Here is a 26,481-nt window from a genome sequence, read left to right as displayed (position 1 = left end):
TCAACCTAATCTAAAATATAGAGAGCTGGAGAGGAGCTTCACCGCTAGCATGTATAAACTTATAGCAATTGATGTTGACGACACGTTATTAACGGATGACCTAACCGTAACGGAAGGCACGAAGCGTGCGATGGAGGCTGCCATTGCGAAGGGAGTGACCGTGACACTCGCAACGGGACGCATGTTCGCTTCCGCCCAAAAGATCGCCAGGCAAATTGAACTCAATGTTCCTATTATTACTTATCAGGGAGCCCTCGTCAAAACACTGCTGGACGGGCAAGTATTATATGAGAGAAACGTCCCTATCGACGCGGCCAAGGAGCTTCACGCCTACGCAGAAGCAAATGGGCTTCACCTGCAGCTTTATGTAGATGACGAGCTGTACGGAACAGAGGATAACGATAAAATAAAAGCCTATTCCAAGCTTTCCAATATCCCTTACAAAATAGAGCCTGACTTTAATAAATTGCTTGATTTTCCGATGAACAAAATGCTGATCATCGACGATCCCGCTCGTCTTGACATGATAGCCGAGGAGCTAAAGCTGCTCATTGGCGATCGCGTTCATATTACAAAATCGAAAGCGCACTATCTGGAGTTTATGCATAAGGAAGGCACGAAGGGACATGCCCTGCGATTTATGGCTGAGCACTTAGGCTGTACGATGGACCAAACGATTGCCCTTGGCGATGCGTGGAATGACAATGAAATGATTATAGCCGCTGGCCTTGGCGTAGCGATGGGCAATGCGATTCAATCTCTTAAAGACATCGCGGATTATGTCACGCTATCGAATAATGAAGAAGGCGTGCGCCACGTTATCGAGAAGTTTGTCCTTCAAGCATCCGCTGAATAGGCATACGATTGGCGCAATATGCGAAACAGCCCCTTCGCCAGCAGCGAAAGGGCTGTTTCTTTAAGATAGGAGAACATAACCATGAATTGTCCGATATGCGGTAAGCCAAATAAGTGCGGGATCCAAGCTGTACAAGAAGAAGCAGCGGATTGCTGGTGCTTTCGCGAAAAATTCCCCGAGACTCTTCTCGAGCAGGTTCCAGAGGAAAAACGCAATAAAGCCTGCATTTGCAAGTCATGTGTAATAGCCTATCAAAAATCGTCTAAAACCTAGGAGGAAATATACCTCCTAGGGCGATGATGAAATTTAATCCCAAATAAGGCTGCATATCATTATGAGGCATGTTTTGACCGGTTGCTCCGATTGCTGCACAGATGCAACTAACCGACTACTACGCGACTAGGTATGAAAAAAGCTTGCTCCACGTCATTTGCCGACAACGGCTTGCTGAAATAGTACCCCTGAATCTTTCTGCATTCATTATCCATCAAAATATCGAGCTGGTCCTTCGTCTCAATGCCTTCCGCAATGACCTCCATGTTCAAATGCTGCGCCATCGCTATAATCGTTGATACTATCGCTTTATCATCGTTATTCTCTGTAATATCACGGATAAAGGAGCGGTCGATTTTAACCTTGTGAATCGGGAACATTTTTAAATAGCTAAGCGAGCTGTAACCCGTTCCAAAATCATCCAAGCTGATTTTAATGCCAAAATCGTTTAATTGGTTCAAAATACTGCTTGATACGGAGGCGTCCATCATCATGCTTTCCGTTATTTCCAGCTCCAAATATTGCGATTCAAGACCTGTTTCCTCTAAAATAGCCATTATATATTCCGCAAGTTTAGGCTGATGGAACTGCTGCGAGGACAAGTTCACCGAAATAGGGATGAGCGGTCCTCCCTCTGCATGCCATTTGCGCATTTGCTGGCAAGCCTCCCGCAGCACCCACGTTCCTATCTCGTAAATGAGCCCTGTCTCCTCAGCAATCGGAATAAAAATGCCCGGAGATAACATGCCCTTGGACGGATGCTCCCAGCGTACAAGCGCCTCTATTCCGATCATCGCATGATCCTCTGTCCGAATTTGCGGCTGGTAATGCAGCAGCAGCTCGCCTCGTTCGACAGCTTTTCTCAGATCGCCCTCTAATTCGATTTTCTCTTGCAATATGTGGTCAAGCTCGTTAGTGAAAAACTGATAGCCGTTTTTCCCTCTTTTCTTCACCTCATACATGGCTGTATCGGCATTTTTCAGCAATTGGATGGCATCGTGACCATGGCCAGGAAACAGTGAAATGCCAATGCTTGCAGACACATAAAAATCGCTGTCCTTCAGCCTGTAAGGAGCTTGGATGCTGCTTATAATCTGCTTGGCTAGCGCCTTGACCGTCTCATGCGATTCGTATTCGCGGCAGAGCAGCGTAAACTCATCGCCGCCCATTCGCGCAAGGATGACGTTATACTCTTCAGCCGATTTCTCAATGCGCTTGCTGACCTCTTTCAAAAATTGGTCGCCGACTGTGTGGCCAAGCGAATCGTTGATCATTTTAAAGCGGTCGATATCAAGCACCATGACGGCAAAGGATGACTTGCTTATGCTGCTGTCTTCAATTGCTTGAGCGATGGCTTGATTGAACATACGGCGATTCGGCAAGCCTGTAAGCTCGTCATGGAACGCCAAATGGCTAATTTTCTGCTTCGCCCGTAACTCTTCTGTTATGTCTTTAAAAATAATATAGCTCCCGACCACGTTGCCTTCCACGATCACCGGTACATAGGAGACGTTAAGATCAAGTCTGATCCCATCAGGGCGGATAATCGCCGTTTCGAGATTTGAACGCTCTCCCTGAAAGGTACTTTGGAACATCTGCTTAACCTTCTCCTGATCCTCGCTGACAATAATGGTACTCAACGCAGAAATGGGCTGATTGATAACTTTTTTGCCGCTATAGCCCGTTAATTGCAAGGCAACAGAATTAAAGCTAATGACGCGATGCTGCAGATCAACGGAAACGATGCCATCCTGACTATTTTCATATAAGGACTTATACCATTTCTCGTTTTGCTCAATCTCCAAATCTTTGCTGGCAAGCCGCTTCGAAATATAGATGCCGAACAAAGATAGACCGAGAGTAAACAATGTCCCGCCCGCAATGAAATAAGCCAGCCATTTTTGGTCCAAAATTACGCCGTAGAAAAGGGCAGACTTGCTGCTGTTATGAAAATTAGCCGCTACCATGCCTGTATAATGCATGCCGACGATCGCAGCCCCCATTATCGCACCGCTTCCAAGCTTCTTCCAAAGCTCCCCGCGCTGGCCGCCTTTGCGGAAATAGAACGCTAGCCATAGTGCGGCAACGGATGCACCAAATGCAATAAGAACAGATAAAATAAAAATGATCGGAGTATATGTAATATGGATGAGCATGGCAGACATGCCGACATAATGCATGATGGATATCCCCGTGGCAAGCAATAAAGCGCCGCTGAGCAATTGCACGCCTGTTAACTTGCTTCGGCCGACAACGTACAACGCAATAAACGAAGCAACAATAGCTGCAACAACCGATAACAGCACGATAATTAAATCATATTTGATCGTGATGGGCAGGTTGAAGGCTAGCATGCCGACAAAATGCATCGACCAAATTCCCATCCCCATCGCTGCCGCGCCAAACAAAAGCCAGCCGAGCCGCGTCTTCCCCTTGGAAGTGCTTACTCTTCCGGCTAAATCAAGCGCTGTATACGAAGCCATCACTGCAATAATATATGAGAAAAAAACCAATATACTATCGTACGAACCGTGAATATGCTCCATTTCATCCCCTCTATTCTATGTAAAATAACTTTATGACAGAGCATTATTCCATTATACATGATTGATTTGAAATATTTTTGAAAATTTATGCTATAGTTTAAATTAAAGCATGGTTATCGCTTTCAGGCTCCAAAGGCCGCTTGCGGCTCAGCCAGCTTAAATTTAATTCGAATGCGAGGTTTGTCCAAATGCTTATTCAATCCATGCGTTTACGTTAAGGCGAGGTGCAGAGCAATGCTCCTCGCCCCTATAATTGAATAGCGGGCCTTGGCGTATTTGTTGTGTGCCTAATTCGTTTATCTTACTTTAAAACAAACGAATGGAGACCTTACACATGACAACTACTAAAGCCGCCAATTGGCGCCAAACTTTTTTTATTATATTTTCAGGTCAGGCATTTTCTCTGCTAAGCAGTGCGATGGTGCAATTCAGCTTAATCTGGTGGTTAACGGATTCAACGGGCTCAGCTGTCGTTCTGTCGATAGCCGCAGCAGCGGGCTTTTTGCCTCAAGCGCTGCTCGGTCCTTTTATTGGCACACTCGTCGATCGATTTAATCGCAAAAAGATTATGATTGTTGCGGACAGCGCTATCGCGGTCTCAAGCATGCTTCTGGCCTTCTGTTTTATAATAGGCGAGCCGTTCATATGGATGATCTATATCGTCCTTTCCGTTCGCTCTATTGCCACTGCTTTCCATATGCCTGCGATGCAGTCCTCTGTGCCGCTTCTTGCTCCGACCGAAGAGCCACAAGAATTGCGGGCTGGAATCAGCTAGTTTTTTCGGGCTCGAATCTGGCTGGACCTATGCTAGGCGTAGCCATTCTTGGATTTTGGTCCATCGAATACGTGCTTTTTATTGATGTGCTTGGTGCTTTAATCGCAAATACAGCGCTGCTTCTCGTTCACATTCCGCAGCCGCAGCGGCAAGCTGAGGATACTGCCGGACAGGGGATGTGGAAAGAGATCCGCTACGGAATAAAGGAGCTCACCAAATCTCGAAGCTTGCTCGTTGTTACGCTGGCGATTGCAGCAGTCACCGTTATTTATGTCCCGGTCAGCCCGCTGTTTCCGCTAATGATGAGGAATCACTTCGGAGGAGATGCGCTTCAGGCAGGCTCTGTGGAGGCAGCCTTTGCAATTGGGATGCTGCTTGGCGGACTTTTACTCGGAACATGGGGAGCGAAAAAGAAAAAAGCGCAGTCTGCGGCGGTATTGTCCTGCTTGGTTTCGGTCTAGTAGGCGCTGGCCTTCTGCCTCCGTCTGGATTTATGTGGTTTATCTTATTCTCGTCCATTATGGGCTTAAGTGGCCCCCTGTTCGGCGGCTCCTATATGGCATTTGTCCAGACAGTCGTTGAGCCAGCAGCGCTCGGAAGAGTGATGTCGCTCATCGGCACGATCTCATTAATTGCCACTCCCATTGGACTTATGATTGCGGGACCGATGGCCGAGGTGCTTGGTGTCGCAACATGGTTCGCCATTTCTGGTGCGCTTATTGCAATCGTCGGCATCGGAGCTTATGTTATTCCTTCCGTTCGAAATCTGGATGAGCTGCAGCATTTAAACGACGAAACTCAGGCCTAATTAGCATAGTGTCTTTACCGGTTAAGCTAATCCAATGAAATGAAAAAGAGCTGCTTTAGGTTATTGGCCTAAGGCAGCTCTTTCGTCCATTGTGATGCTTCGCATAGCCTGCATTCCTTCAATTCCAGAAGCATTCCGGACTGCAAACGAATCAGAAGCTTTATGTCATGCTCCCTTCAAATATTTGTGCATATTTTTGGTGGACGATTTCCCAATTCGCGTAGGAAAATAACGTCGGTTGCCCGCTCAGCTCCGCAATTAAGACATTTAAATGCTCGTGCCAGCCAGCAAGATCCATTGGCGTTTGCTTGCTGATTTTCTCGAAGATTTGCTTTAATATGAGCAAGCAGCCTCCCTCTTCCGGGTACAGCTCAAAACGGACTCGCTCCGTTCCCCATTCAAATTCAAACACGGCATGTTGCTTGAGCTCAGTAATTTTCCCGGTGAAGGCATTTCCCTCTGTCAAATCAAAGGAAAGCTCTAAATTGCCGCCTTCCCTTAAATCAACCTTGGCCGCTGCCAGCCACTTTCGAAGCATTTCCGGCTCTGTAATAGAAGCCCATACCTTCTCAATAGGATGCTTTAAATGCCTCTCGAACTTAGCGATATAACCATTCTCCGTTTTCCGGACAACCGCGAGCATATTATTATTCCTCCTCATTGGCCTATGCTTCAGCTCAAGCGATTCCTGCATCCATTATCCAATCATAGCTTTTCCCAAGCGCTGAATTACACTGCTTTTTTATATCGTTATATTACCATTCAGTTATATACCCGTCAAGAAATGAAGGGCGGTCGACAATAAACAAAGAGCCCCTCCACCTCGGTGGAAAGACTCCTTACGTTTGTACGCTGGCGATTCGATTAAGAAACGGCTTTACGCGTTTTCTTGCACTCGCCTTTATTGCATGATTTGTATGTTCCTGTAAAATCAAGCCGATGGTCCGTTACCTTAAAGCCGAACTCCCGTTCAATCCGCTGCTCGATCTCGTACAGCCAATCTTCTTTAATTTCCTTGAGCGAGCCGCATTCGTCGCATATGAGATGATGATGCATATGCTCATTCACGTCGCCGCGAAGATCATAGCGGGCTACGCCGTCTCCGAAATTCATTTTCTCCACAACATGCAGCTCAGCCAGAAGCTCAAGCGTCCGATATACCGTAGCAAGGCCAATCTCGGAATATTTTTGCTTCACGAGCATGAAGACGCCTTCTGCGCTCAAATGATCCATTTCGTTCTCAAGCAGTACGCGCAATATGATCTCGCGCTGCGTCGTGAGTTTGTATCCGTTCGCCATCAAATGCCGATTGATTCGGTCCATTTCCGCCGTGATGTTTAACATGCAGGGATACCTCCTTTTATTAAAAAGCCTGCACCTAGAAACCATTTCCTTCATGCAAGGGCTTACTTTTAGAATGATTATAATTTAATGGTAGTATACTTTTTCAAAATTAGCAAATACCATATTTTAATTGGACCGTAAATGAGTCTCCTTGACATTGATAACGATTATCGATATGCTTAGTCTATAGTTTTTTCGTAACCATTACTAATAAAGGACAGGTGAATATAATGAAGGACGGCATACATCCGGTTTATCATCAGGTTTTGTTTTTTGATGTCAGCAGCGGCTACAAATTTTTGACAGGCTCCACCAAATCGTCTAATGAGAAAATGGAGTGGGAGGATGGCAACAGCTATCCTGTAATCCGCGTCGATACAAGCTCCGCCTCGCATCCGTTCTACACGGGCAAACAGCGCAACACAGACAAAGGTGGACGTGTTGACCGCTTCAACCAACGGATTCAACAAAAGAAATAAACAGCAAATCGTGAAAAAAAGCTCCTGCCGACAGCCGTACGAAACGGGAATCTGCATGGAGCTTTTCTTCTCTATATTGCAGCTGCTTACAGCACCGCAGATAGGCCGCCGTCAATATTGACGGAGGTTCCTGTCACGAAGGATGCCGCATCCGATACGAGAAAGCCGATGACATTGGCCGCCTCCTGCGCATTTCCGATCCGCCCAAGCGGTATGCCGTGGCGCTTGTCGGCTGCGAACTCGTCCCAGCTCAGCTCAGGTGCTTTGGCCTGCCACATGCGCTCGATTTGCGCGCTGCGAATCAGTCCGATGCACACCGCGTTAACGCGTATGCGGTCCGCTGCCAAATCCTTGCTCATCGCTTTGGTCAGCGCTAAACCTGCTGCACGGCTGACCGATGTCGGCAGCGAGGAAGCGCCTGGCGTTTTGCCGCCGATTGCCGTTACGTTGACGATAGCTCCGCCGCCTGCTTGCCGCATATGCGGCAGCACCGCGCGTGAGAATTGAGCGGCTCCGAGCAGCTTCAAATCAAGATCAGCCGTCCAAGCCTCAGCTCCTACCTGCTCGAATGGCCGAGCGGCCGACGTTCCTGCATTATTTATAAGAATGTTGACGCCCCCAAAACGCGCTGCCGCCAAAGCAACCGCTCGATCGGCATCTTCCGGCTTCGATACGTCGGCGCTAATAACCAAAGCCACTTTGCCTGTCTGCTCCTTAATTTGCTCTGCAGCTTGCTGCAGCGACTTTAGCTCCCTAGCGACAATCGCTACCTCAGCGCCTTCCGCAGCCAGCAGCAATGCCGTTGCCAGCCCAATTCCCTTGCTGCCGCCCGTAACGATAGCCACCTTGCCTTTTAGTCCAAGCTCCATCGTTTTTTTCGCCTCCGCTTCGCACGTTGCTTATTTTTGAACCATTTTTATGACTCTTTGCACCTCGCCATTTATATCGACATTCGTATTCGCTGGCAAATTCACGATAAAGATGCCTCCGAATACTTGCTGGCTCTTGCCTTCCCAGTCACGAATTTTATTTTTTAAAATTTTCAGCTCCAGGGAATAAATCACTTCTTTGCTAAGGAGCCAGTTATGTCTGGTAAACTTTGATTTTTCAATCGTTTCTATATAGATGGATACATCGTTTGTTGTTTTCACGCGGATAACGTCACCGAAAGCGACCTTTTCCGTAAAAACAGGATTTTCCTCGACTCTATAAATATTATCATCCACTTGAATGACATCTAATACTTCAACCTCTCGACCAACACCATCGAAGCAGAGATGCAATGGTATAAAATCTTGAATGCTCTTCACCCTCTATGCCTATTTTCATTTCATGTTTGGAGCCCGCTAGCTCAGATCCACGGCTTCGTAGTGCTCAACAGTTGGAAACGGATCGTAGAAATGGTGAAGCAAGCTTTTCCACTCCAAATACGCTTCTGATCCCCGAAAGCCCTCCGTATGATCCTGAAGCGTCTCCCATTTCACTAGCAATATGTATTTACGGTCTTCTTCCATGCATTTTTGAAGCTCATGGCTAATATAGCCCTTCATGCTGGAAATGATCGCCGAGGCTTTCTTGAAACTATGCTCAAAATCGTCTGTCATTCCCGCCTTAACCTGCAAGATTGCAACTTCCAGAATCATAGAATCAGTCCCTTCATTTAAAACTAGCATATACGAATTGTCAAAAAAACACCATAAGCGATCCCTAATCATTTCGCCATAAGGCGTTCGATTCGTGCAACAAAAAAACAAGCCCCAGTCAGGGCTTGTTTCATAACGCTATTCCTATGGACTTGTCTAGCTCACAATCATAGTCGTATGTGTTCTTCATCCTTAAGCGGCATGATGCTCTCCGTAATGACTGGCTATTAGCTACCCGATAGACTGTGCGGCATGCACATTCCGAATGAACTGAATATCTTTGGCAAGCACCTCCGCCGGTTTTGCCCCGAACCACTCCAGCGATGCAAATCGCTCCGTCTGGTTGAAGGCAGGCGAATGCTGCATCTGGTCAAGGACCGGACGGTAATCAATCGCTCCTCGCGATAAGGAAACCATTCCACTGCGGTCACCGCTAGGGGCATATACGTTTTGCGGCTCGAACAGCTTTGCCTGCTGAAGCGAGCTAATGTTTTTCAAATGATAATAGTGGACCCAAGGATTAAGGCGATTCAGCGCAGTCATAGGGGCCGTTCCCGATTCCCAGAGGTGGAAGAAATCCAGATTAAGACCGATTGCGGGATGCGCAAGCTCCTCCATGAGCCTCTGCGTAGAGTCCAGACAATCGGCTAACGTGTTCGTATGCGTCTCTAGGAGCAGCTTTTTGCCATGGGCAGCACAAATATCGCCAATCCTCCTAAGCCGCTCTACATATTGCGCTCGCTGCTGCAGCGATACCGCGGCGCTTGGGCGCTCTCCCGCAAATGTGCGGATGCGGCTTACGCCGAACCAATCGGCAAGCGCAATAATCCGCTTCGTCTGTTCCTCGATTTGAGGAAGCGGAACATCCGCCGCAATGTTTAAATAATCCGTAATCATGGAGATTTCAAGCCCGCTTTGCGCAAGCATAGCTCTCGGATCCTCCGACCAAGGATACGCCTCGCTCGTTTCATACAGGTTGCGGGCATGCGCCCCCCATAGCTCGATCCCATCAAAACCGTTAGCGCTCGCGAAAGCGATTAGCCCCTTAATGGAAATGAGCTGATGGCGGAACGAAATGGTGCATAACGCTATTTTCATATCAACCCTCCCGCTTGTACGGCCGCCTGCTCACGCCACTTCATGAAGGAGCGCTCCAGTCCCTGCTTGATTCTTTTCTCCACATCGTCTATTCGCTCCAAATGAGCAGCCAGTTGCTTGACTAGCGCAAGCCTATGCGTCGTCGCTAATTTGATCGCCAAAAACTGTACGGTCGTATAGCCCTGCACCAGCTCTTCGATTAGATCGCAATAAGTCAAAAATTCCGCATTGCTGGGATCACGCTCCGGCATCAAATACATGAATGCATGCTCGTAGCCGTATTTTCGGATAGCAAGCACTTTAAGCTGTCGCAGTGCAGGCGTGAGCTTGCGGAGCTGCGCTGCATCTCCAGATGCCGACAGCCTAGCGACGATTCCTTTGATCTGCTCAGTCAGCTCATTGCGCTCGCCCTTAAACGTCGCCCAAAAAAGCCGCTCAATCGCTTCCTTCGATGGCTCCTTAATATGAACGGCATCGATATAATAGCCGCCGCCAAACGCATTGCCCCTAACCGCTTCAAGCACCCGTTCGCGGCTCACGATGCCCTCCCAGCGAAAATCAGGATCGCGCATCAGCCATTCCTCTTCGTTATCGGTTTTCTCCACCATAAGGAAGTGCGGGAACGGCTTCTGATGAAACTTATTTTCCCGCTCCGGCATAAGCGCCATATCGATATGGACGATGATCGACCGGTGGTCCGGCTTCTCATCCAGAAGCTGAAGCAGCACATCGACATTAGCCGCCTTGCTGCGAGAGAAGTCATACCATTCCTGAACAGGCAGGCCGAACAGCTCCTCATACCATTTTAAATAAAACTCATGGGTAATCCCCTTGGAGAAATAAGAGAGCTCATCGTTCTCATTCACCTCAAAATCTCCATCCCATACGCCAAAATAAAAAGGCCGATAGTCGACGCTGCTGGATCTCTTCACAATGTCGCACAGACAGCTTAGTAGGCAATGCACCTTTATTGATTCTTCTCCTTCAAGCGTTTGCTCCATCATCTGCCAAGGTCACCTGCCCTATTCAAATCCAATGATTCCAGCTTCATCATAAAATCAAGCAGTGAGCCGATTGTTCCGAACACGCTTGGATCGACCTCATCCTCAGGAACAAACAATTTCATATCCTCTTCGATATAAACCATAAGCTGAAGAATCATAACCGAATCGAGATATAAGTCCTCGTTAAGCCGAATGCTCTCCTCCAAAGGCTTCAGCTTGCGCACTCTCTTGCATTCAAGACGATACATTAGCAATTGCTCAAGCTGCTCCTTCACCTGCGCTCTGATCATTGTACGACCTCCCCCAGCTCCAATTGCCGCCTGCTAATTTTGCCAGTTGCACTCTTCGGTATTTCGTTTACGAATGAAATTTCTAGCGGAACCTTGTAGGCAGGCAGCCGCTGCAAGCACCACTCCCGAACAGCCTCAGGCAGCAGCCCTTCATCCGCAATAGCCATTCCTCTCACTTTATCTCCCGAGATCGGGTGGCTTCCCCGGTATATCACAATCTCCTTGATGCCGGGCATAGAGGAGATAACCTCCTCGACCTCAAGCGGATATACCTTTAACCCTGCTACGTTGATCACATCGTCGATACGAGAGACGAACGCGAGCGAGCCGTCCTTATTCACAATGCCAAGATCGCCTGTCCGCACAATCTGATCCGCGGATGAAGCAACCAGCTCTGCCGGCATCAGCTCCCCGATACGAGAGCTATCCGCGAATACGTTCCACTTGCTCAAGGGAAGGCCAAGATCATGATGGGATTGCATCGAGGTGCTTACGCTGATACAGCCCGCCTCCGAGCAGCCGTATTGCTGCATGAGCGTAACTCCGGTATGGCTTAGCTGCTCGAATAGCTGAACAGACATCGGTACACCCGAGCTCATCAGCTTGTGCAGCTTGGCCTGCGACTGGTTTAAAGAAGCAAGCGCCTGCAGCTGAACCGGAACCCCGTATACAATATGATTGGGAAAATCACGAATCAAGCCGATGGCAAGCTTTGGATTCGCATTCGATACAATGACAGGCTTACTCCCTCTGGCAAGCGAGGCGAGTACGCCGCAAATTAACCCATAGGAGTGGCTAACCGGCGCTATGACGATAGGAGTACAGCCAGCCTCCAGTGAAACCGCCTCGTTGTAGCTTGAAATTTCCTTATCTATCGCAGCCCAGCTGCGGCCAATCAGCTTGGCGTTCCCCGTCGTGCCTGAGCTGAATTGGTACACCTTAGGCTCTTTCTCCACCGAGGCTTGCAGCTCTAGATTCGGGAAATATTGTCCGTATTCATGGAATAGCAGCCCGTGACAACCCGCTGCGTCGGCAGTTGATTTAGCCGTATGGAACGGAGTACTGCCATGCATCAGCAATACCGAGCCGCCGATTTCTTTTAAATAAAGCACAAGCGGTACAAGCTCAGATGAATCGTTAAAGCACAAGGCATAACGCTTGCCAAGCGGGTTTTGAAGATGCGGCGTTTGCTTATAGGACCGCCACCTCGTTTCCAGCTCGGAGATGGACATTTCATCGCGATTGAACTGCAGCATAGCTTAACATCCCTTTTCCGTTATTTTCCAAACCTTCTCCCCGCCCAGCCTGAGCAAGTGCTTTCCTCGCAAGGTGAAGCGGATTGGCAACCGTATGATTGCGCTCAACCGCTGCAGCATACAGCCTATTGCCAGCAAGCTGCTCGACGATGCAGGACGGCGCGTAAAGATCAAATTGGACGAAGCGCTCCTGCTCATCCGGATATCTCGCCTCATGAGCCTCCATAATTGCTGCGGCAAGCTGCCAAAAATCTTGCTCCTCGTAGCCGTAATTATCGCTTAACATAAGCGCCAATTCCCCTAAATTAATCATGAAGAACGCATCCAGCGTCATGGCGACAAGCGACGAGCGCTCCTTCATCTCGTAATAGTCATCCAGCTTCCCCTGTGCATAGACGGGATGGATTTGGCTGAAATTCGGCAGCGGCACGAGCTTCGTTACATCCTCGTTGCAGTATTCGACTCCCTCGTGGAAATCCTTCAAAGCTGTGCGTACCGGCAAGCCGTTATGATGGATAAGAATCATATTCTGCGCATGGGATTCAAGTGCAATGCCATGCATAACGAGCAATTGCACGATTGGGAGCATGCTGGCCTCTAGCAAGTGCCTAAGCCAATTTTCCAGACCATGCTGATCGATCCATGCGTCAATGAATGGCCTCTGATCCGAATCAAGCGCATAAAGCGCATGGAAAGGTACCGCTTGCTCGCCTTCCTCCAAATAGGAGTGAATGCTCTCGCGCCAGATGCAGCCCAACGCCCCATATCTGCCATGCAGGAGATCGTATTGCATCGCCTCTTCCGATTTCGCCTCATAGGTTACGCCTGCATATTCCTTCAAAATAACAAGGCGTGCCTCCTGCTTTAAATAAGGGTCTGCTTCAGCCAGCTTACTCAGCCAGTGTGATACTGCCGGCGCGCTGGCGACTGAATGAGGCGTAAGATACCGATAGGAGGATGTATTTCGAATATGCAGCGAAAGCTTCACGCTTGCTTTCTTCGGATTGACTGCATTTGACAGCGTCCGAATGGACTGCTGCGCATTATAGGAGTAAGTCGAGCTGCCGAGCAGCACAAGCTGTTTGCTGTGCAGCTCCTGCGTGAAAGCAGGAACAATTTTGTTCATCCACTGCCAAGGATGAACCGGAAGCCATACATAATCCGCCGGTACGCAGTCTTGCTGAAGCAGCACCTGCTGAAAAGCTAAACGTTGTCCCTCGCCCAGTTCCTCCAGCAGAAGCTGTCCATAGCTCATCTCCACGTCGATGGAGGCAAAAGCAATCGAATGATCTATCGCTACCCATAGTGGAAATACAGGCTGCTTAAATTCCGGGCCATATTCATAATTTTGCTCATAATGAAAGCCCATTCTCGATTTATAGCAAGGATGATAGGGATGCCCATCCATCGCCTCAGCCTCCAGCTCATCAAAAGACAAGCCGATTAACGGTCTTCCGTTAAGCATTCGCTCATATTGGGCCAGCACATCATTAAGCCTCGTTTGCTCCAGTTCCTTGGCCATCGCAGCGATATGGCTCTCTTCTCCGCTGCTCCCGCTCTCAGGCAAAAGCTCGATCAACAGCTGGCCTGGATGCGTTATCGGCTCGATAACCCCCTCGACCATGCGAATGATGGAATGCTTAGCAATACGAATTCTTCCAAAGGTCATCGTCCTTCTGCCTTTGCAGACATACACGACCCGCTTGCCGGAAGCATGCAATCCATTCAGCGTAAAAATGAACGGTTTCCCTTCTTCCCTTAGTTGCGGAGAAACGATTTGCTCGTATAGCAGCGATTCAAGCAGCTGTCTGACCACTCTTTCAGTCACTTGATTATAGATTGGCGAACGAATGGCTTCATTTACACGATAAGCTTGCAGCAGCAGCATCACTTTCCTCCTCAATAATTAATGAATAGCAGCCATTTTGCGCGCAGCAGATAGCTTAGCCTCTTGTACGACTCGAAAGATGGGATTATCAATTTGCACATAAATAGCCGGCGTTTCATTGCTGCCCGCAAGCTCATCCACATCGTAGAAGCGAGTAAGCAGATTTGCTTTGCACGGCAGCTTCTCCTTGCCCAAAAGCATTTCAAACAAGGATGAGCAGGATCGCCCCATTGGAATGTGGGCTTCCAATACTTCTATCAGTTCTTGGAGCAAAGCTTTTTCCTCGATAAGCCCTTCTGCGCCAAAGCCTTGTATGAGTCCAAATAAATGGTTCACGATTAAGTAGTAGCAAATTCGCTCATCGACAATAGCATCGGCATAGAAATTGCCTGTTCTCTTTCCGATTCCCGGCAAAGCCTGCTCCAGCAGCTCTCTAGTCGATTCACAGAAATAATAGCCTTGATTGTCCCGGTAATAATAATGAACCGGGTAACCTTCATGCAGCCGTACGACGCTGTTCTGTTGATGTGCCTCTAACGCGATCCCATACTTCATGTAGAGCCACAGCATCGGGGATAGCGACATGTTCAAGTAACGCCTGAACCATTCCACGCTTATCTCGGCAGTTGTTTTGCCCTCCCTCTGGGCAATGGAATGAACGATGTTGCCGAGTCTTGATTTGCTGCCGGGAATAGGCTGCTGAACGAGTGCCGCTATTACCGTTGCTTGTGATGCTTCCTCCTTCATGAAAGGATTCATGCGAAGGACAACCTCGAAGCCGGATTCGGCTTGCTCCTGTGATTGCAGCGTAATATACGCCGGATCGTTCACAATCGTAAAAGCGGGATACAGCTTGCTTACATCGCCTACGGCCGTATCCAGCAGCCGCTTGACCTCCCCGCCGCTTTCGAGCTCCCTGCTCTTGTTCATCCGAAGCGAATTCGTCACCTTGATCGGTACGGATACCTTCAACATAAATGGCGCTTCCTCGTTGTAAACGGTGCGGATAGATGAGGTCGCCTTATATTCCTCGCCCAGTGGGCCTAGATCACGAAGCTCTCCGAGCTCGAGCCATCTTATGACCTCGGGACGACCCGCTAGCCAGTCAGCTTGCAGCGGATGTACCGGAATGATCGACCAATCCTCTGCTTTTATGTAATTTTGAATGGGATGTGATTTCAATGAGATCTGTTTGCGAATATGCCCTTTTATCCAATCGGATGCGGATTGCTCCATGCTCGAGCCTTCCCTCACGATCGTTCGCTTAGCAGCAAAATAATGCATGCGGAAATGTCCTTTTAATTCGGGGGAGTATTGCGATTGTTTAGTATCTGGAATACCTTGCCTGCTTTTTGGAGTAGGATGCATGGAATGCCCGAAGAGAAGCGCTTGCTCGGCATCCATGAAGGAAAATGCTGTGCCATACAAGCTCGCCTGATCCATCATTCTCGCTTCGATAAAAGCTTGAATGTTATGGCAGCTCTGAATAACACGATATACGAATTCTCCGGCAAATTGCCCGTTATCGTTAACGATGGACAATTCCTTCACGATGAGAGCCGTCAGTGTCAAGAAGTCAGCCTCAAGCATAGCTCCCAGCGCTGAATTCCGATAGTAAATAGGAAAATGGTATAGATGCCTGCCTGTCGCTGAAACATATTGAACAGCCATATATACATCGACATGCTGATTTACAAGAGGCAGGTGCAGGTAATGTGCTTGCTCATTTGCGCTTCCCTTTCGAGGGATGTCGATGGATGAATTCACTGTAATCTCATGCTCAGATCCTGCCTCTCGCAAATAGCAATTGAGCAAATTGGTTATCGTCGCCTCCTCGGCCGATCGCTTAGCTTGAGAGCGGTTCAGCGCTTCTATCGAAGGATTCCGAAGCTTCCCCTCCGCATCGCCGCTGTGCAAATTGTGAACGATTGAAAAAACCTCCCTGTTCAAGCATGAATGAAAACCGGATGCTTACTCATGCGTTATTGTAAATGATTATCATTATCAATTCAATACTCTGGATAAAAATGGTCCTTTTTTCCTACTTTATCCTGATAGGAGGCTGTAGCCCCCCTTTGGGCTCACATCTATTATTATTTTTTGCGTAAGCTATTTTGTTCATAAAAGTGTTGGCTGATGGAAACATTATTTGTAGAGGACAAAAAAATCTGGAGGTCGCCTTGTATTACATTTATAGCTCTTCGCTGCTTTTGACTGGACTGCTCATTGTAAATGTCGTTTTCTCTTATCAAAGCAAGCATATCGATCCGCAGTTCTGGTCTACGCTAAAGTTTCAGTTATTGGCATTGCCTTTGTTCCTTAGTGCGAATCTCTGCATTGGCTACGGGATAAAGCTGGGGTACAAAGCAATTGGGAATCTTGGGTATGTGCTGCTTGCTTCGAAGGGATTGGAAATGTTCATTTCGCTGCTTATGGGATTTATCTTTTTGAGGGAATCGCCTACCTGGCGCATATGGGCCGGTCTTGCGATCGTCCTGATCGGGTTCGTTGTAGCGAAAGGGAAATAAAGCAGCATAGGCGGGCATAAAAAAGAGAGGTATCCGCCTTGAAATGGCTGCCAGCGCATTTCGAGGCTTCACCTCCCTCTGCTCCCTACTATAATGCCAATCGTTCTTTAATCATTGTCGTCCCTATTTTCGTCCTCACGGTTACGTCCCTTTCCCCTATCATCGTCGTCTTCGTCTCTATCCTTCTTTTTATCCTTTTCTCTTTCTTTCCGTTCCTTCTTGTCTTCCTTCTCCTTTTCCTTATCTGAGTTATCATCCTTGTCCTTGTCCTTGTCCTTGTCCTTGTCCTTATCCTTCTTCTTCGGCAAAAGATCCGGAGCCTTCGGAAACGGCATGACAGGCTCATCCTTTAAAGCTCCCTCGAACAAAGCTTGGAACACGACGGCCGCAGCCTTGGAGCTTGTCGACAAATAATGGCTGCTGTCGCTCTGATCGTAGCCCAGCCAAACTGCGCCAACTAGCTGAGGCGTGTATCCGACGAACCAATTGTCCTTCGCGCCATAGCCTGTCGTTCCGAGCATTTGTGTCGTACCCGACTTGCCGGCAAGCGGGCGATCCTGCAGCTTTGCAGCCACACCCGTTCCATCCTTAATGACTCCCTCCAGCATAGCGGTCATCGTGCGTGCTATATTAGAATCCGTCACTTTCTCGCTGCCCGTACTCTGTTCAAATACAGCCAGCACTTCTCCGTCAGCCGACTCGATGCGCGTAATGGCATGCGCATTTTGGCGTACGCCATCATTCGCGAATGCCCCGAAGGCTTCGGCCATGTTGAGCGGCGATACGCCATCATGCAGACCGCCAAGCGCAAGTCCCAGCGTACGATCCTGCTCCGTCAAAGGAATGCCGAAACGCGTTGCCGCATCGATTCCATTGTCGATTCCCATCTCATTCAACAGCTTCACAGCTGGTATATTATAAGAGTGAATCAATGCTTCATACAGCGACACTTTCCCATGAAAGGAACCATCTGCGTTCATTGGCTCATATCCGTTAATGTTTATCGGCTCATCCACAAGCTCGTCACTTGGCTTATAGCCAAGCTCCAATGCAGGCGTATAAACGGCTATAGGCTTGATTGTTGAGCCAGGCTGGCGCTTTAGCTGCGTCGCCCGATTGAAGCCGCGAAACGGCTGCTCCCCTCTTCCTCCCACTAGCGCCCGAATGCCGCCATCACGCGGATCAACGAGGACAGCGCCGCTTTGGATAAGCTGGTCTGCGGCGCTTTCCGGAAACAGCGACTCCGTCGCATAAACCTGTTCCGCCGACTGCTGCATTTTCGTATCCAATTCCGTATAAATCCGCAGTCCGCCCTGCAGCACCTCATTTTCCGATAATCCATATTGCGACATGGCCTCACGGATGATTTGATCAACATAGAAGGGATAGCTGATGTCATCTACACGATTAGGCTTCGAGCTTAGAAGTTGAATGGGCTCACGAATGGCCTTATTGTATACTTCCTCGCTAATCAACGCCTGATCCTTCATGAGCTGAAGGACAACATTCCTTCTCTCTTGCGCTTTATCCAAATGCTTATAAGGAGTAAGCGCGGAAGGTGCCTTAATAAGGCCTGCGAGCAGAGCTGCCTCCGCTACCGTAAGCTGCTTAGGCTGCTTGCCGAAATAGGTGTTCGCCGCCCTCTCGATTCCCCAAGCTCCTTCGCCGTAGTAGATCTGATTAAGGTACATCCCTATAATTTCCTGCTTGTTATAGTTCTCCTCAATCTTCTTAGCGAGAAGCACCTCATTCCATTTCCGTGACCACGTCCGCTCATGCGACAGAAAGACGTTTTTGGCCAGCTGCTGTGTAATCGTACTGCCGCCCTGTACGGTACCGCCTTTGATGATATTCGTCCAAAAAGCACGCCCGATCGCACGCATATCCATCCCATCATGTTCGAAATAGCGTCGATCCTCAACCGCAACAACGGCATCCACCATATGCTTCGGAATGGCATCATACCCGATTTCTTCAATTTTATTGAATGAAATACGGGTAGCTTCCGTTCCATTTTGATCGTACAAAATCGTGGCCGCTGGCAGCGGCACCTCAAGCTGCCCAATATCCTGCACACTTACAAAATAGCGAAAAACCGCCCATCCGCCAAGCAAGGCGACGACGATCAAGGCTGCACCTATGAGCAGCAGTCGTTTTACATTTATCTTTTTCATTCGAATAGCTTGATTGATCTTCATCATTTCTCCCCCATGCTCTTGCTTCTGTCTGTTCTAAACCATTCGTAGAAGGTTGTCGTTTTTAGTACGTTCGACTCATTAGCTGCTTATTTGCACAAAAAAATGCCGGGAAACAGTTGCCTGCTCCCAGCATTTTTTAGACCTATTTGGCAAATCGTAAACAACCCTCTTTGTTTATCATCGTTTGAAGCAAGCTGCTTAGCAAAGTTTATGACCGTTTCACTCTATTTGGTTATGCCTGCATTTCGGAATGATAAATCCTATCGTCGGATTCCGACAAAAAAAGCGTAAAGTCCTCCCGTTTGTTTAAAAACTGCCGATACTGCACCTGCGCGATCTCATCATCCGGATTCGATTCTAAATAAATTTCCAGCTCCTCGATCGTTTGTTCAATCTCATACAGTACGTCCCTGTTGCTATAGCTTTTCTCTTCGTTCATCTGCATCTGCTTCCATGCCTCGTTCAACTTTTCTGCCTCCTGCTGCCCTATTCTATTGTTTTTGCAATCATTACGGCAGACCTGCAACAATAGGGCTTCGTTAACTACTATATTCAGGGCACCAAAAAATAGAACCTTGAATATTAAAAAATAGTTGTTTACGGATGCAGCTTCTAAGCAAAAGGAGTACCCAGCATTTTTTTCTCACATCGGACTCCTTAACCCAACTTTTGAAGCCAAACCGGCGCGAGTGGAGCACATTTGCGAGTAAACGCGACAAGGCTACCGGAAGAACCGACAGCCTTGATACCTGCTTAAGTTAATGGCGGATGTCACACCGCCAATTTCTTGCGTACCGGGTACAACATCGTGAAATCAAAGGTCTCGATATCCGCATATGGGATCGTTAGCGCATTGATGGGTTCGAGCGGAACCGTCTCCATCCCGAGCACGCCAGTATCCAGCTCATAGTCCTGCGATTGCTCCAGCCAGGAGAACATCGTTTCGTAAACGCGCCACATCTGTTTCTCATCACCATGCACGCGGGCGCTTGCGCACAGTCCTCCGCTCACCTCCAGCTTCTCGACACCATCCGGCACATCGCCGAAGTCGCTAACCGCCAGCCCAACCCAGAGCGTGTCCACTTCCTTGCCCCATTGCTCCTGCGGAATGAATACATATGCACTTCGCCCTGCTGCCAGCCGTGTATCATCTAGCGGGAGAAGCTCCGTCAGCTTGCTCCACGCGACTCTCGTACCGCTTTTGTCTGGCGTCATCCCCGTCCGTACCGCCAGCGCCTTGAATGGCGCCACTTCTACTAACTCAACCGCTATTGTCTCTTGCATTTTTAGCTGCTCCCTTCTTCAAACCATATCAAGCTTTTGCGCGGATAGGGAAATATAGATCAATCTCGGAATTCGGGTCGTCCGGCTGCGTGTAACGCTGGTCATAAAACTCGAATTCATATTTGCCAGTGTTGGTGCCTCCGTCATATTCATAGGCACTGTTCGGCAGCCATTCACCCCAGAAATGACTAAAACCTTCGCTGATGCAATCAAGCTCGCCGCGAAGAGTCAGCACGATATAGCGCGCTGCCGGCACCTCGATACGCATCATGCCGTCAGGGATGTCGCTGCCAGGATTGACTTGTACAGCGGCAGTGTACTCGAACGGCGCACCAGGCGGGTTATCCGGGTTTTGCAGCATAAGTCCAAAGCTGCGCCAGCCGAGCTGGCCCTGCACTTCCGGAATACGCTTTCCGAATACGCCCCACAGCTTCGCAATTTTGTTCTCCGATGGCGGCAAAGACGAATCAAATTGAATCGAATCGGTCATGCCAACAACGGTAAAAGCCGGCTTTTCAATGATTTTGGCTTCAATGATCATGATCGTTTAATCGCTCCCTATACACGTATTTGTGCCTTTGCTTCCTAGCGTTGAAATTAGAAAAACAGCTACTATATATGTGAGATGCCATTGATGACAAATATCTAACCAAGCTTTCAAAAAATGATCGCTCTTTTTCTATATTATCATCAACCTACAAATGGAGAAGCATAATTTTTCCTTGTATACAAAAAAATGTGCAGCCCGCTTGCGGCTACACATTTTATGTTACCTATAGCACAAACCTCAGACTATGCCTCGTTTCGGGCAAGCTCCTTACGAACAATCGGCGCAACTTTGGTGCCGAGAAGCTCGATGGCGCGCAGAACTTCACGGTGCGGCATCGTACCGACATTGACATGCAGGAAGAAACGGGTAATCCCTAAATTTTTACGCAGCAGAAGAATCTTTTCCGCTACATATTCGGGATCTCCGACATAGAGTGCGCCTCGCAGGCTGCGGGCGGTATCATAAGCTGCACGGTCATAATGCTGTCTCCAGCCGCGCTCACGCCCGATGACGTTCATTTGAGCCTGCGTTGAAGGGAAAAACAAATCAGCCGCCTGCTCCGTTGTGTCGGCGACAAATCCGTGCGAATGCGTCGCAATTTCCAGCTTTTCAGGATCATGTCCGGCACGTGCAGCAGCTTCCTTATAAAGGGCAACTAACGGTGCAAAACTTTCAGGCATTCCGCCAATGATGGCGAAGGCGATAGGAAGGCCAAGCATTCCCGCTCGAACCGCTGACTGTGTATTCCCGCCGCTTGCAATCCATACCGGCAGCGGGCTCTGAACGGATCTTGGATAAACGGCAAGATTATCGATAGCTGGGCGGTGACCGCCGCGCCAAGTTACTTTCTCGGAATCTCTAATCGCAAGGAGCAGCTCTAGCTTCTCATCGAATAATTGTTCATAATCGTCCAGACTATATCCGAAGAGCGGAAAGGATTCAATAAACGAACCCCGGCCCGCCATAATTTCAGCGCGTCCGTTAGAGATGCCGTCAAGCGTGGAAAAGGCTTGATAGACGCGAACAGGATCGTCTGAAGACAATACGGTAACCGCACTAACGTTAGTCTAATCTTCTTAGTCATAGCAGCCGCAGCTGCTAGTACGACAGCAGGCGAGGTGCCTGCATAATCCGCTCGATGGTGCTCCCCAATTCCATAAACATCCAGGCCCACCTGATCGGCGAGTACGATCTCCTCGACCGCATTGCGCAGCCGTTCAGCATGGCTGATGACCTCGCCCGTCACCGGGTCCGGTGTTGTCTCCAAAAATGTACTGATTCCTATTTCCATCTTAGCTGCCAAATCGGCCATTTTTACTCTCCCCCTTCAATACCTATAGTTTACTAATTTATTTATGGTTTCTCAACTTTAGTAAGCAATTTATGTGGCTAGGGACTCAGAGGGACAAGAACGAGTCTCATGCAAGAGCCATCCCTCTCCTAAAAAGAAGCTACCCTTTCATTCAACTATCGTGTCCCGTTAGCGTAAGCCATATTGCATTTAATTCCTTACCGCTTTTTATATAAAGTGCATTCACTCCATGATGGCAGGCAGCGAGCCGGTAGTAGAAAGCACCGCCGACAATGGCGGCAATATCCGCTTTCAAACCAAGCTCCCGAAACACAGAGTCGGTAAATTCTGCGTTGCGAATCAAATCCTCCAGCGATGCGAGTTGAGCAAGTAGAACAACATCGTTTCTTAAGCAGGCTGCCGGGGATTCTGAAATCAATCGTGCCTTTGCTGTATATGGTCGTATGCAGCGAATGCTTCGGCTTCATTATCCCTGAACCGGAGGGCTACGGCCGTAGAAAGCCGCTGCCCGGCACTCCGTTGGCACTCAGCTCTACATAGGGAATGCGCGGCGTCGATATAATGCAGCTGCATGAGGTACGATGAAATCGGCTCCTCTTCAAGCGTAAAGTGAACGGTATAGGGGTGAAGTTGGTAGCTTCCGTCAATGCTCCTTTTTCTTTGTCAACTGCAGCCTTCTGAACGTCTACAAAAACGTCACGTGGTTCGATTGGATTGGGAATAAAGTCCAATTTTTAATAATCTCTTCTTATTCATGATTCAATGACCGGATTATCGAGTATGATTTGGAAAGAGGATTTACCGGCTTTCTCGGGGAAAGTCGAGTAAGGAGGGATTGAGACGGATACGATATGGCGGATCCGAAACGGGATCAGAGACTACGTGGAAGCTATTTACCAATTCGCACGAGAAATACCGAAGCGTTATCCGTGGCTCAAAACCGTCTATGCGGTATGGTGCTGGCTGTCGCTGCTTCTGTTCATCGCGGGCTTGTTCTTTTTTCGCGATTCGCGAACGATGCTGGTGCAGTATCTGTGGTCGTTCTACGTGATGCTGCAGTTCTGGCTGTTATGCCGGAGTAAAACCTTTACTTGGAAGAAGACCGCCATGTTCATGCTGCTCGGTATCGTTCTCGTGATCCCGATTACGGCATGGACGCTTATGGCGGCACACGGCTTGATCGGCGGCCAAACGTCGGACACCTGGTCGGTCGCGGTGGTCACCCCCATCGTGGAGGAGGTGTGGAAGCTGCTTCCTCTCTGCCTGTATCTTTTCTTCTCGCGCCGGGCATCATCGATGAGCCTGGGCGACTATACGCTGGCGGGAGCGGCAGCGGGCGTCGGCTTCCAGCTCATGGAAGAGTTGAGCCGCAGGTGGCTCAACTCCGGGATCATTGGTCGGACGTACGGTTACAGCACGACAATGCTGGGAGGAGAGACGATCCACTGGGATTTCTGGACGCTATTTCCCGGTCGGTTCGAAGAAAGCTTTTTCCCGACCCTCATGACGGTCAGCCATCCCGTGCACACAGCGATGGTCGCTCTCGGAGTCGGGATGGCCGTGCGATTCCGCAAGCGGCTGACGAACGCGATCTATTCCCTGCCTGCGCTGCTGCTCGCCTGGTCGATCCTGGACCATACCGCTTATAACGGACAGTACTCTTTGCCGGACTGGGTCATGAAGATCCACGAATGGACCGGGAGCGGCTATCAAACGAAGGACGTTTTTCTGCTGATGCTAGTCCTGGGGTTAATTCTGGATTACATGGCGCTCAATCGGGTAAGGAGCCGGCTACCGATGATGACAGGCGAACGGTTCATAGATCCGCTCACCGAGCTGCGGCATATGTCGGCTGCCTTCTTCCGGAGGAGGGAGAGATTCGCCAGCGTAATGGCCTGGACGAGGGAGCGCCGGGAAATGGGATTTTCTTTGCTGTACGGCAATACTGAGGCCGTTTCCGTCCAAGAAGATCTGCGCGGCCGGATGCAGCTTCATTACCGGATGGCGGCAGGACTGACCGCGCTGCTGATCGGGGCAGGCCTGCTTGCGGGCTTCGCGGCCTATTGGCAGGCACCCGTACAACCTGACGCCGCCGCCTGCTTCTCCTGCATGTTCGACTCGCTGCAAAATTGGTGGGACCGCCTCAGCTTCAGTGAAAAGGGGGCCATCGTGCTTGGGGCGTTCGCCCTCTCCCTGCTGTTCGTCGGCTTCTGGCCGGCGCTCGGCATCGCGCTGACCGCGGCAAGCATTCCGGGCAGCGGCCACGAGATCGCGAAGAATATTCGAGATCCGAAGCGGCTGCTCACGCCTGAGAATGCCGTCGCGGCTTTGCTCGCACTCGCGCTCAGCCGGGTGCCGTTCGGCCATCTGGCCAAAAAAGGCGGTGAGCGGCTCAAGAACTGGCTGGAGAAGCTGCTCGGGCGCCGGACCAAGCCTGAACCGGACGTCCCCCGCAAGCCGGACGGGGATGGGCCGGGAGAGAAACCCGATCCCGATGGGCAAGAGCAGGCCCCGCCGAAAGACTCGGACGATTACGTGCACTGGAGTAAGGCGAAGTACAAAGGTGTTGAATTGTACGACAGCCGCAACGGCGCGCTAGGAGAGTTCGACGGCATTGATGTCGAGAACGGCATTTTCTATGAAGCCAAGTCGGCCGAAGGCCTGAATCGCATTCATCCCAAAACCGGCAAGCCGCAGCAGACGCCGCAGCAGTTTACGGATAAACAGCTTTACCAGAAAACGCGGACGCGGATCAACAACCTGATGGAAAAGGCGGTCGGTACAAGAACAACGCCGGACGGAACATCCGAACTCCCGACCTTGGAGGAAATCAAGGGAATCCGCAACTTCCAGTTCCAGCTTGACGGCGACTCGCCGGAGCTGCGTGCCGCGGCAGAGAACAGCCTGAACCGTCTTCGCCAGGAATTCCCGGACTACACATTTACTATAAGATTTGGAGTGAAGTAACGATGTCGATAAGCGCTATTATCATCGATCCCGAAGATGAATTCGAACGCTCGTTCATGCTGCCGGTTGCGACGGAGGCCTTCTATAAAAAATACTGGGAGCCAGCCGCCGAGGAGCTGGGTCTCCAGTGGACCGCATTGTTCCAAGGGGGCACGGATGTGGAGAGAGAGGATGTGCCCTCGATCCTAGAAGAAATCTCCCTGTTGAAGGACTGGGCAGCCTCTAAGATGAGCGGCGATGCCCATGAGCATATGCTGCGCAGGCTGGAGCTGCTGGAAAGAGAGCTGCCGGGTGCGTTTCGGCGCGGGGGCGCGGTTGTTTATATCGGTTGACGCATGGCAGGGTTCGGTTTTATCCGCAAATAAAAAACAGTCCAACTAGTCTAGTTGGACTGTCAGGCTGTCGAGAAAGTCTCGACAGCCTTCTTTATATATATTTTTTAACACGACACCGCGTTAATATAGTAAACAACGAAATGGAACAAGCGTTGATGCCCGCTGCGGTGCAGAACATGAAAAAGATTGCCCTCCATCTAGATAGGAGGGTTTAAGGGGAAGATTTATGCTTTCTGCAACTCTCTATAGCGCATCTTAAAAACAAAAGAAGAAACCCTGCGTTAAAAAACGTGGGGTTTCTCTATAGTCTGAAGCTCTGCAGCTGCGGAGCTTTTTCATTGACGCAAAGCTCTTACTTGTTCAAGCGCTCTGCAATATCAACCATTCGCTTGGTCTGTACCTTAACTGCATCAAGCACGATCGGATCAAAATGACCTTTCTCCCCTACCGTAGCACTTGCACCGTAAGGATTGCCGCCTGCTTTGAACAATAGGGGATCGGTATAGCCGGGAGCGACCACGATCGCTCCCCAATGATAGAAGGTCGTATAGAGCGAGAGAATGGTTGCTTCCTGGCCTCCATGAGGATTTTGAGCAGAAGTGAAGGCGGATACGACCTTATTCGCCAGCTTTCCTTTTGCCCACAAACCGCCTGTTGTATCGATAAACTGTCGCAGTGGCGCTGCAGCATTGCCGAACCGGGTTGGTGTGCCAAATAGAATCGCATCCGCCCAATCCAAATCATCTGTTGTCGCAAGGGGAACATCCTTTGCTGCCTCAATATGCTCTTTCCATGCAGCATTAGAAGCTATTGCTTTTTCCGGTGCCAGCTCCGCAACCCGCAAAAGTCTAACCTCAGCATCCTGCTTCGAAGCTGCCTCTTGAGCAGCCTTCGCCATTTCATAATTCGTACCTGTCGCACTGTAATATATGATTGCTAATTTCACCATTTCTCCTTATTCCTCCTCACTTTTACTACTTACTATTTACCCTATTCCCGCAGTGATTAATCAAGAAAAGATCGTGCTGGGCATAGGTTCGACTATTT

26 protein-coding genes and 3 pseudogenes are annotated in these 26,481 nt (G+C 49.4%); 8 read left to right on the top strand and 21 right to left on the bottom strand.

Features of this window, described 5'->3' with window-relative positions:
* Positions 1-49: 49 nt before the first annotated feature.
* Positions 50-856, top strand: coding sequence for a Cof-type HAD-IIB family hydrolase (locus HI950_RS20785; RefSeq protein WP_169086400.1), 807 nt, complete (start codon positions 50-52; stop codon positions 854-856).
* An 81-nt stretch (positions 857-937) separates the two neighbouring features.
* A complete protein-coding gene (locus HI950_RS20780) occupies positions 938-1,129 on the top strand; it encodes a cysteine-rich CWC family protein (protein WP_169086402.1) in 192 nt (63 codons plus the stop codon).
* On the opposite strand, the pseudogene HI950_RS35985 reads toward HI950_RS20780, so the two are convergent.
* Positions 1,119-1,223, bottom strand: a pseudogene (locus HI950_RS35985) (phage tail protein); the annotation flags it as partial. The gene HI950_RS20780 and the pseudogene HI950_RS35985 overlap by 11 nt on opposite strands.
* Positions 1,224-1,236: 13 nt before the next feature.
* Complete coding sequence (locus HI950_RS20775; protein ID WP_169086404.1) at positions 1,237-3,675, bottom strand: EAL domain-containing protein; 2,439 nt, start codon at positions 3,673-3,675, stop codon at positions 1,237-1,239.
* 319 nt (positions 3,676-3,994) lie between these two features.
* Between HI950_RS20775 and HI950_RS37050 the strand changes: the two are divergent.
* Positions 3,995-4,911: pseudogene (locus tag HI950_RS37050) on the top strand (MFS transporter).
* Complete coding sequence (locus tag HI950_RS20760; protein ID WP_187768141.1) at positions 4,848-5,258, top strand: MFS transporter; 411 nt, start codon at positions 4,848-4,850, stop codon at positions 5,256-5,258. Before HI950_RS37050 ends, HI950_RS20760 begins: the two are co-directional and overlap by 64 nt.
* Before the next feature lie 160 nt (positions 5,259-5,418).
* On the opposite strand, the gene HI950_RS20755 is transcribed toward HI950_RS20760, so the two are convergent.
* Together HI950_RS20755 and fur are read right to left on the bottom strand one after the other, a co-directional pair.
* Positions 5,419-5,901 carry an SRPBCC family protein gene (locus tag HI950_RS20755; RefSeq protein ID WP_169086410.1) on the bottom strand — a complete coding sequence of 161 codons (483 nt, stop codon included), beginning with the start codon at positions 5,899-5,901 and terminating at the stop codon, positions 5,419-5,421.
* A 221-nt stretch (positions 5,902-6,122) separates the two neighbouring features.
* Entirely contained in the window at positions 6,123-6,602 is a 480-nt protein-coding gene (gene fur, locus HI950_RS20750; protein WP_169086413.1) for a ferric iron uptake transcriptional regulator, read from the bottom strand.
* Positions 6,603-6,832: 230 nt separating this feature from the next.
* On the opposite strand from fur, the gene HI950_RS20745 reads away from it, so the two are divergent.
* The gene (locus tag HI950_RS20745; protein WP_053377646.1) at positions 6,833-7,081 is read left to right on the top strand and encodes a type B 50S ribosomal protein L31; all 249 of its coding nucleotides are present in this window, start codon (positions 6,833-6,835) and stop codon (positions 7,079-7,081) included.
* 86 nt (positions 7,082-7,167) lie between these two features.
* Here the strand turns inward: HI950_RS20745 and HI950_RS20740 are convergent, their stop codons facing one another.
* The 9 genes from HI950_RS20740 to HI950_RS20700 all read right to left on the bottom strand — a co-directional run bounded on the left by HI950_RS20740 (position 7,168) and on the right by HI950_RS20700 (position 16,135).
* Positions 7,168-7,950 (bottom strand): SDR family NAD(P)-dependent oxidoreductase, encoded by a 783-nt coding sequence (locus HI950_RS20740; RefSeq protein WP_169086415.1) that lies wholly within the window; start codon positions 7,948-7,950, stop codon positions 7,168-7,170.
* A 30-nt stretch (positions 7,951-7,980) separates the two neighbouring features.
* Positions 7,981-8,391: a DUF4265 domain-containing protein gene (locus tag HI950_RS20735; RefSeq protein WP_169086417.1), complete on the bottom strand. Its 411-nt coding sequence runs from the start codon at positions 8,389-8,391 to the stop codon at positions 7,981-7,983.
* Positions 8,392-8,427: 36 nt separating this feature from the next.
* A complete protein-coding gene (locus tag HI950_RS20730; protein WP_169086419.1) occupies positions 8,428-8,724 on the bottom strand; it encodes an antibiotic biosynthesis monooxygenase family protein in 297 nt (98 codons plus the stop codon).
* Positions 8,725-8,955: 231 nt separating this feature from the next.
* Positions 8,956-9,822, bottom strand: coding sequence for a sugar phosphate isomerase/epimerase family protein (locus HI950_RS20725; protein WP_169086421.1), 867 nt, complete (start codon positions 9,820-9,822; stop codon positions 8,956-8,958).
* Entirely contained in the window at positions 9,819-10,826 is a 1,008-nt protein-coding gene (locus HI950_RS20720) for a DUF6005 family protein (RefSeq protein ID WP_223285407.1), read from the bottom strand. Before HI950_RS20720 ends, HI950_RS20725 begins: the two co-directional genes overlap by 4 nt.
* Positions 10,823-11,074 carry an acyl carrier protein gene (locus HI950_RS20715; protein WP_411268119.1) on the bottom strand — a complete coding sequence of 84 codons (252 nt, stop codon included), beginning with the start codon at positions 11,072-11,074 and terminating at the stop codon, positions 10,823-10,825. The genes HI950_RS20720 and HI950_RS20715 overlap by 4 nt, the downstream gene beginning before the upstream one ends.
* A 38-nt stretch (positions 11,075-11,112) precedes the next feature.
* The gene (locus HI950_RS20710) at positions 11,113-12,372 is read right to left on the bottom strand and encodes an AMP-binding protein (RefSeq protein WP_169086425.1); all 1,260 of its coding nucleotides are present in this window, start codon (positions 12,370-12,372) and stop codon (positions 11,113-11,115) included.
* A complete protein-coding gene (locus HI950_RS20705) occupies positions 12,350-14,260 on the bottom strand; it encodes an IucA/IucC family protein (RefSeq protein ID WP_169086427.1) in 1,911 nt (636 codons plus the stop codon). The genes HI950_RS20710 and HI950_RS20705 overlap by 23 nt, the downstream gene beginning before the upstream one ends.
* 18 nt (positions 14,261-14,278) lie before the next feature.
* Entirely contained in the window at positions 14,279-16,135 is a 1,857-nt protein-coding gene (locus tag HI950_RS20700; protein WP_411268118.1) for an IucA/IucC family protein, read from the bottom strand.
* A gap of 305 nt (positions 16,136-16,440) precedes the next feature.
* Between HI950_RS20700 and HI950_RS20695 the strand changes: the two genes are divergently transcribed.
* Positions 16,441-16,788 carry a hypothetical protein gene (locus HI950_RS20695; RefSeq protein ID WP_169086429.1) on the top strand — a complete coding sequence of 116 codons (348 nt, stop codon included), beginning with the start codon at positions 16,441-16,443 and terminating at the stop codon, positions 16,786-16,788.
* Positions 16,789-16,895: 107 nt separating this feature from the next.
* Here the strand turns inward: HI950_RS20695 and HI950_RS20690 are convergent, their stop codons facing one another.
* The 7 genes and pseudogenes from HI950_RS20690 to HI950_RS20660 form a co-directional block, all read right to left on the bottom strand.
* The gene (locus tag HI950_RS20690) at positions 16,896-18,989 is read right to left on the bottom strand and encodes a transglycosylase domain-containing protein (protein ID WP_223285406.1); all 2,094 of its coding nucleotides are present in this window, start codon (positions 18,987-18,989) and stop codon (positions 16,896-16,898) included.
* Between the two features lie 229 nt (positions 18,990-19,218).
* The gene (locus HI950_RS20685) at positions 19,219-19,452 is read right to left on the bottom strand and encodes a hypothetical protein (RefSeq protein WP_169086431.1); all 234 of its coding nucleotides are present in this window, start codon (positions 19,450-19,452) and stop codon (positions 19,219-19,221) included.
* Positions 19,453-19,757: 305 nt separating this feature from the next.
* On the bottom strand, positions 19,758-20,270 hold the full coding sequence (locus HI950_RS20680; protein ID WP_169086433.1) for a GyrI-like domain-containing protein: 513 nt from the start codon (positions 20,268-20,270) through the stop codon (positions 19,758-19,760).
* 28 nt (positions 20,271-20,298) lie between these two features.
* The gene (locus tag HI950_RS20675) at positions 20,299-20,811 is read right to left on the bottom strand and encodes a GyrI-like domain-containing protein (protein ID WP_169086435.1); all 513 of its coding nucleotides are present in this window, start codon (positions 20,809-20,811) and stop codon (positions 20,299-20,301) included.
* A 251-nt stretch (positions 20,812-21,062) separates the two neighbouring features.
* Positions 21,063-22,111: pseudogene (locus HI950_RS20670) on the bottom strand (LLM class flavin-dependent oxidoreductase).
* A 172-nt stretch (positions 22,112-22,283) separates the two neighbouring features.
* Positions 22,284-22,550 carry a hypothetical protein gene (locus HI950_RS20665; RefSeq protein WP_169086437.1) on the bottom strand — a complete coding sequence of 89 codons (267 nt, stop codon included), beginning with the start codon at positions 22,548-22,550 and terminating at the stop codon, positions 22,284-22,286.
* 67 nt (positions 22,551-22,617) lie between these two features.
* Entirely contained in the window at positions 22,618-22,863 is a 246-nt protein-coding gene (locus HI950_RS20660) for a hypothetical protein (RefSeq protein WP_187768136.1), read from the bottom strand.
* A gap of 151 nt (positions 22,864-23,014) precedes the next feature.
* Here HI950_RS20660 and HI950_RS20655 point away from each other — a divergent pair, with 151 nt between their 5' ends.
* Positions 23,015-25,099, top strand: a complete 2,085-nt coding sequence (locus tag HI950_RS20655; RefSeq protein WP_317618416.1) for a PrsW family intramembrane metalloprotease — start codon at positions 23,015-23,017, stop codon at positions 25,097-25,099.
* A 2-nt stretch (positions 25,100-25,101) separates the two neighbouring features.
* Positions 25,102-25,431 (top strand): hypothetical protein, encoded by a 330-nt coding sequence (locus tag HI950_RS20650; RefSeq protein WP_169086439.1) that lies wholly within the window; start codon positions 25,102-25,104, stop codon positions 25,429-25,431.
* Positions 25,432-25,786: 355 nt separating this feature from the next.
* On the opposite strand, the gene wrbA is transcribed toward HI950_RS20650, so the two are convergent.
* A complete protein-coding gene (wrbA, locus tag HI950_RS20645; RefSeq protein ID WP_169086441.1) occupies positions 25,787-26,383 on the bottom strand; it encodes an NAD(P)H:quinone oxidoreductase in 597 nt (198 codons plus the stop codon).
* Positions 26,384-26,481: the final 98 nt, after the last annotated feature.

The organism is Paenibacillus sp. PL91 (assembly GCF_012935325.2).
Classification (GTDB): Bacteria; Bacillota; Bacilli; order Paenibacillales; family Paenibacillaceae; genus Pristimantibacillus.
The sequence above is the reverse complement of the archived record's forward strand: the minus strand, read 5'-3'. Positions and strand labels throughout refer to the sequence as shown.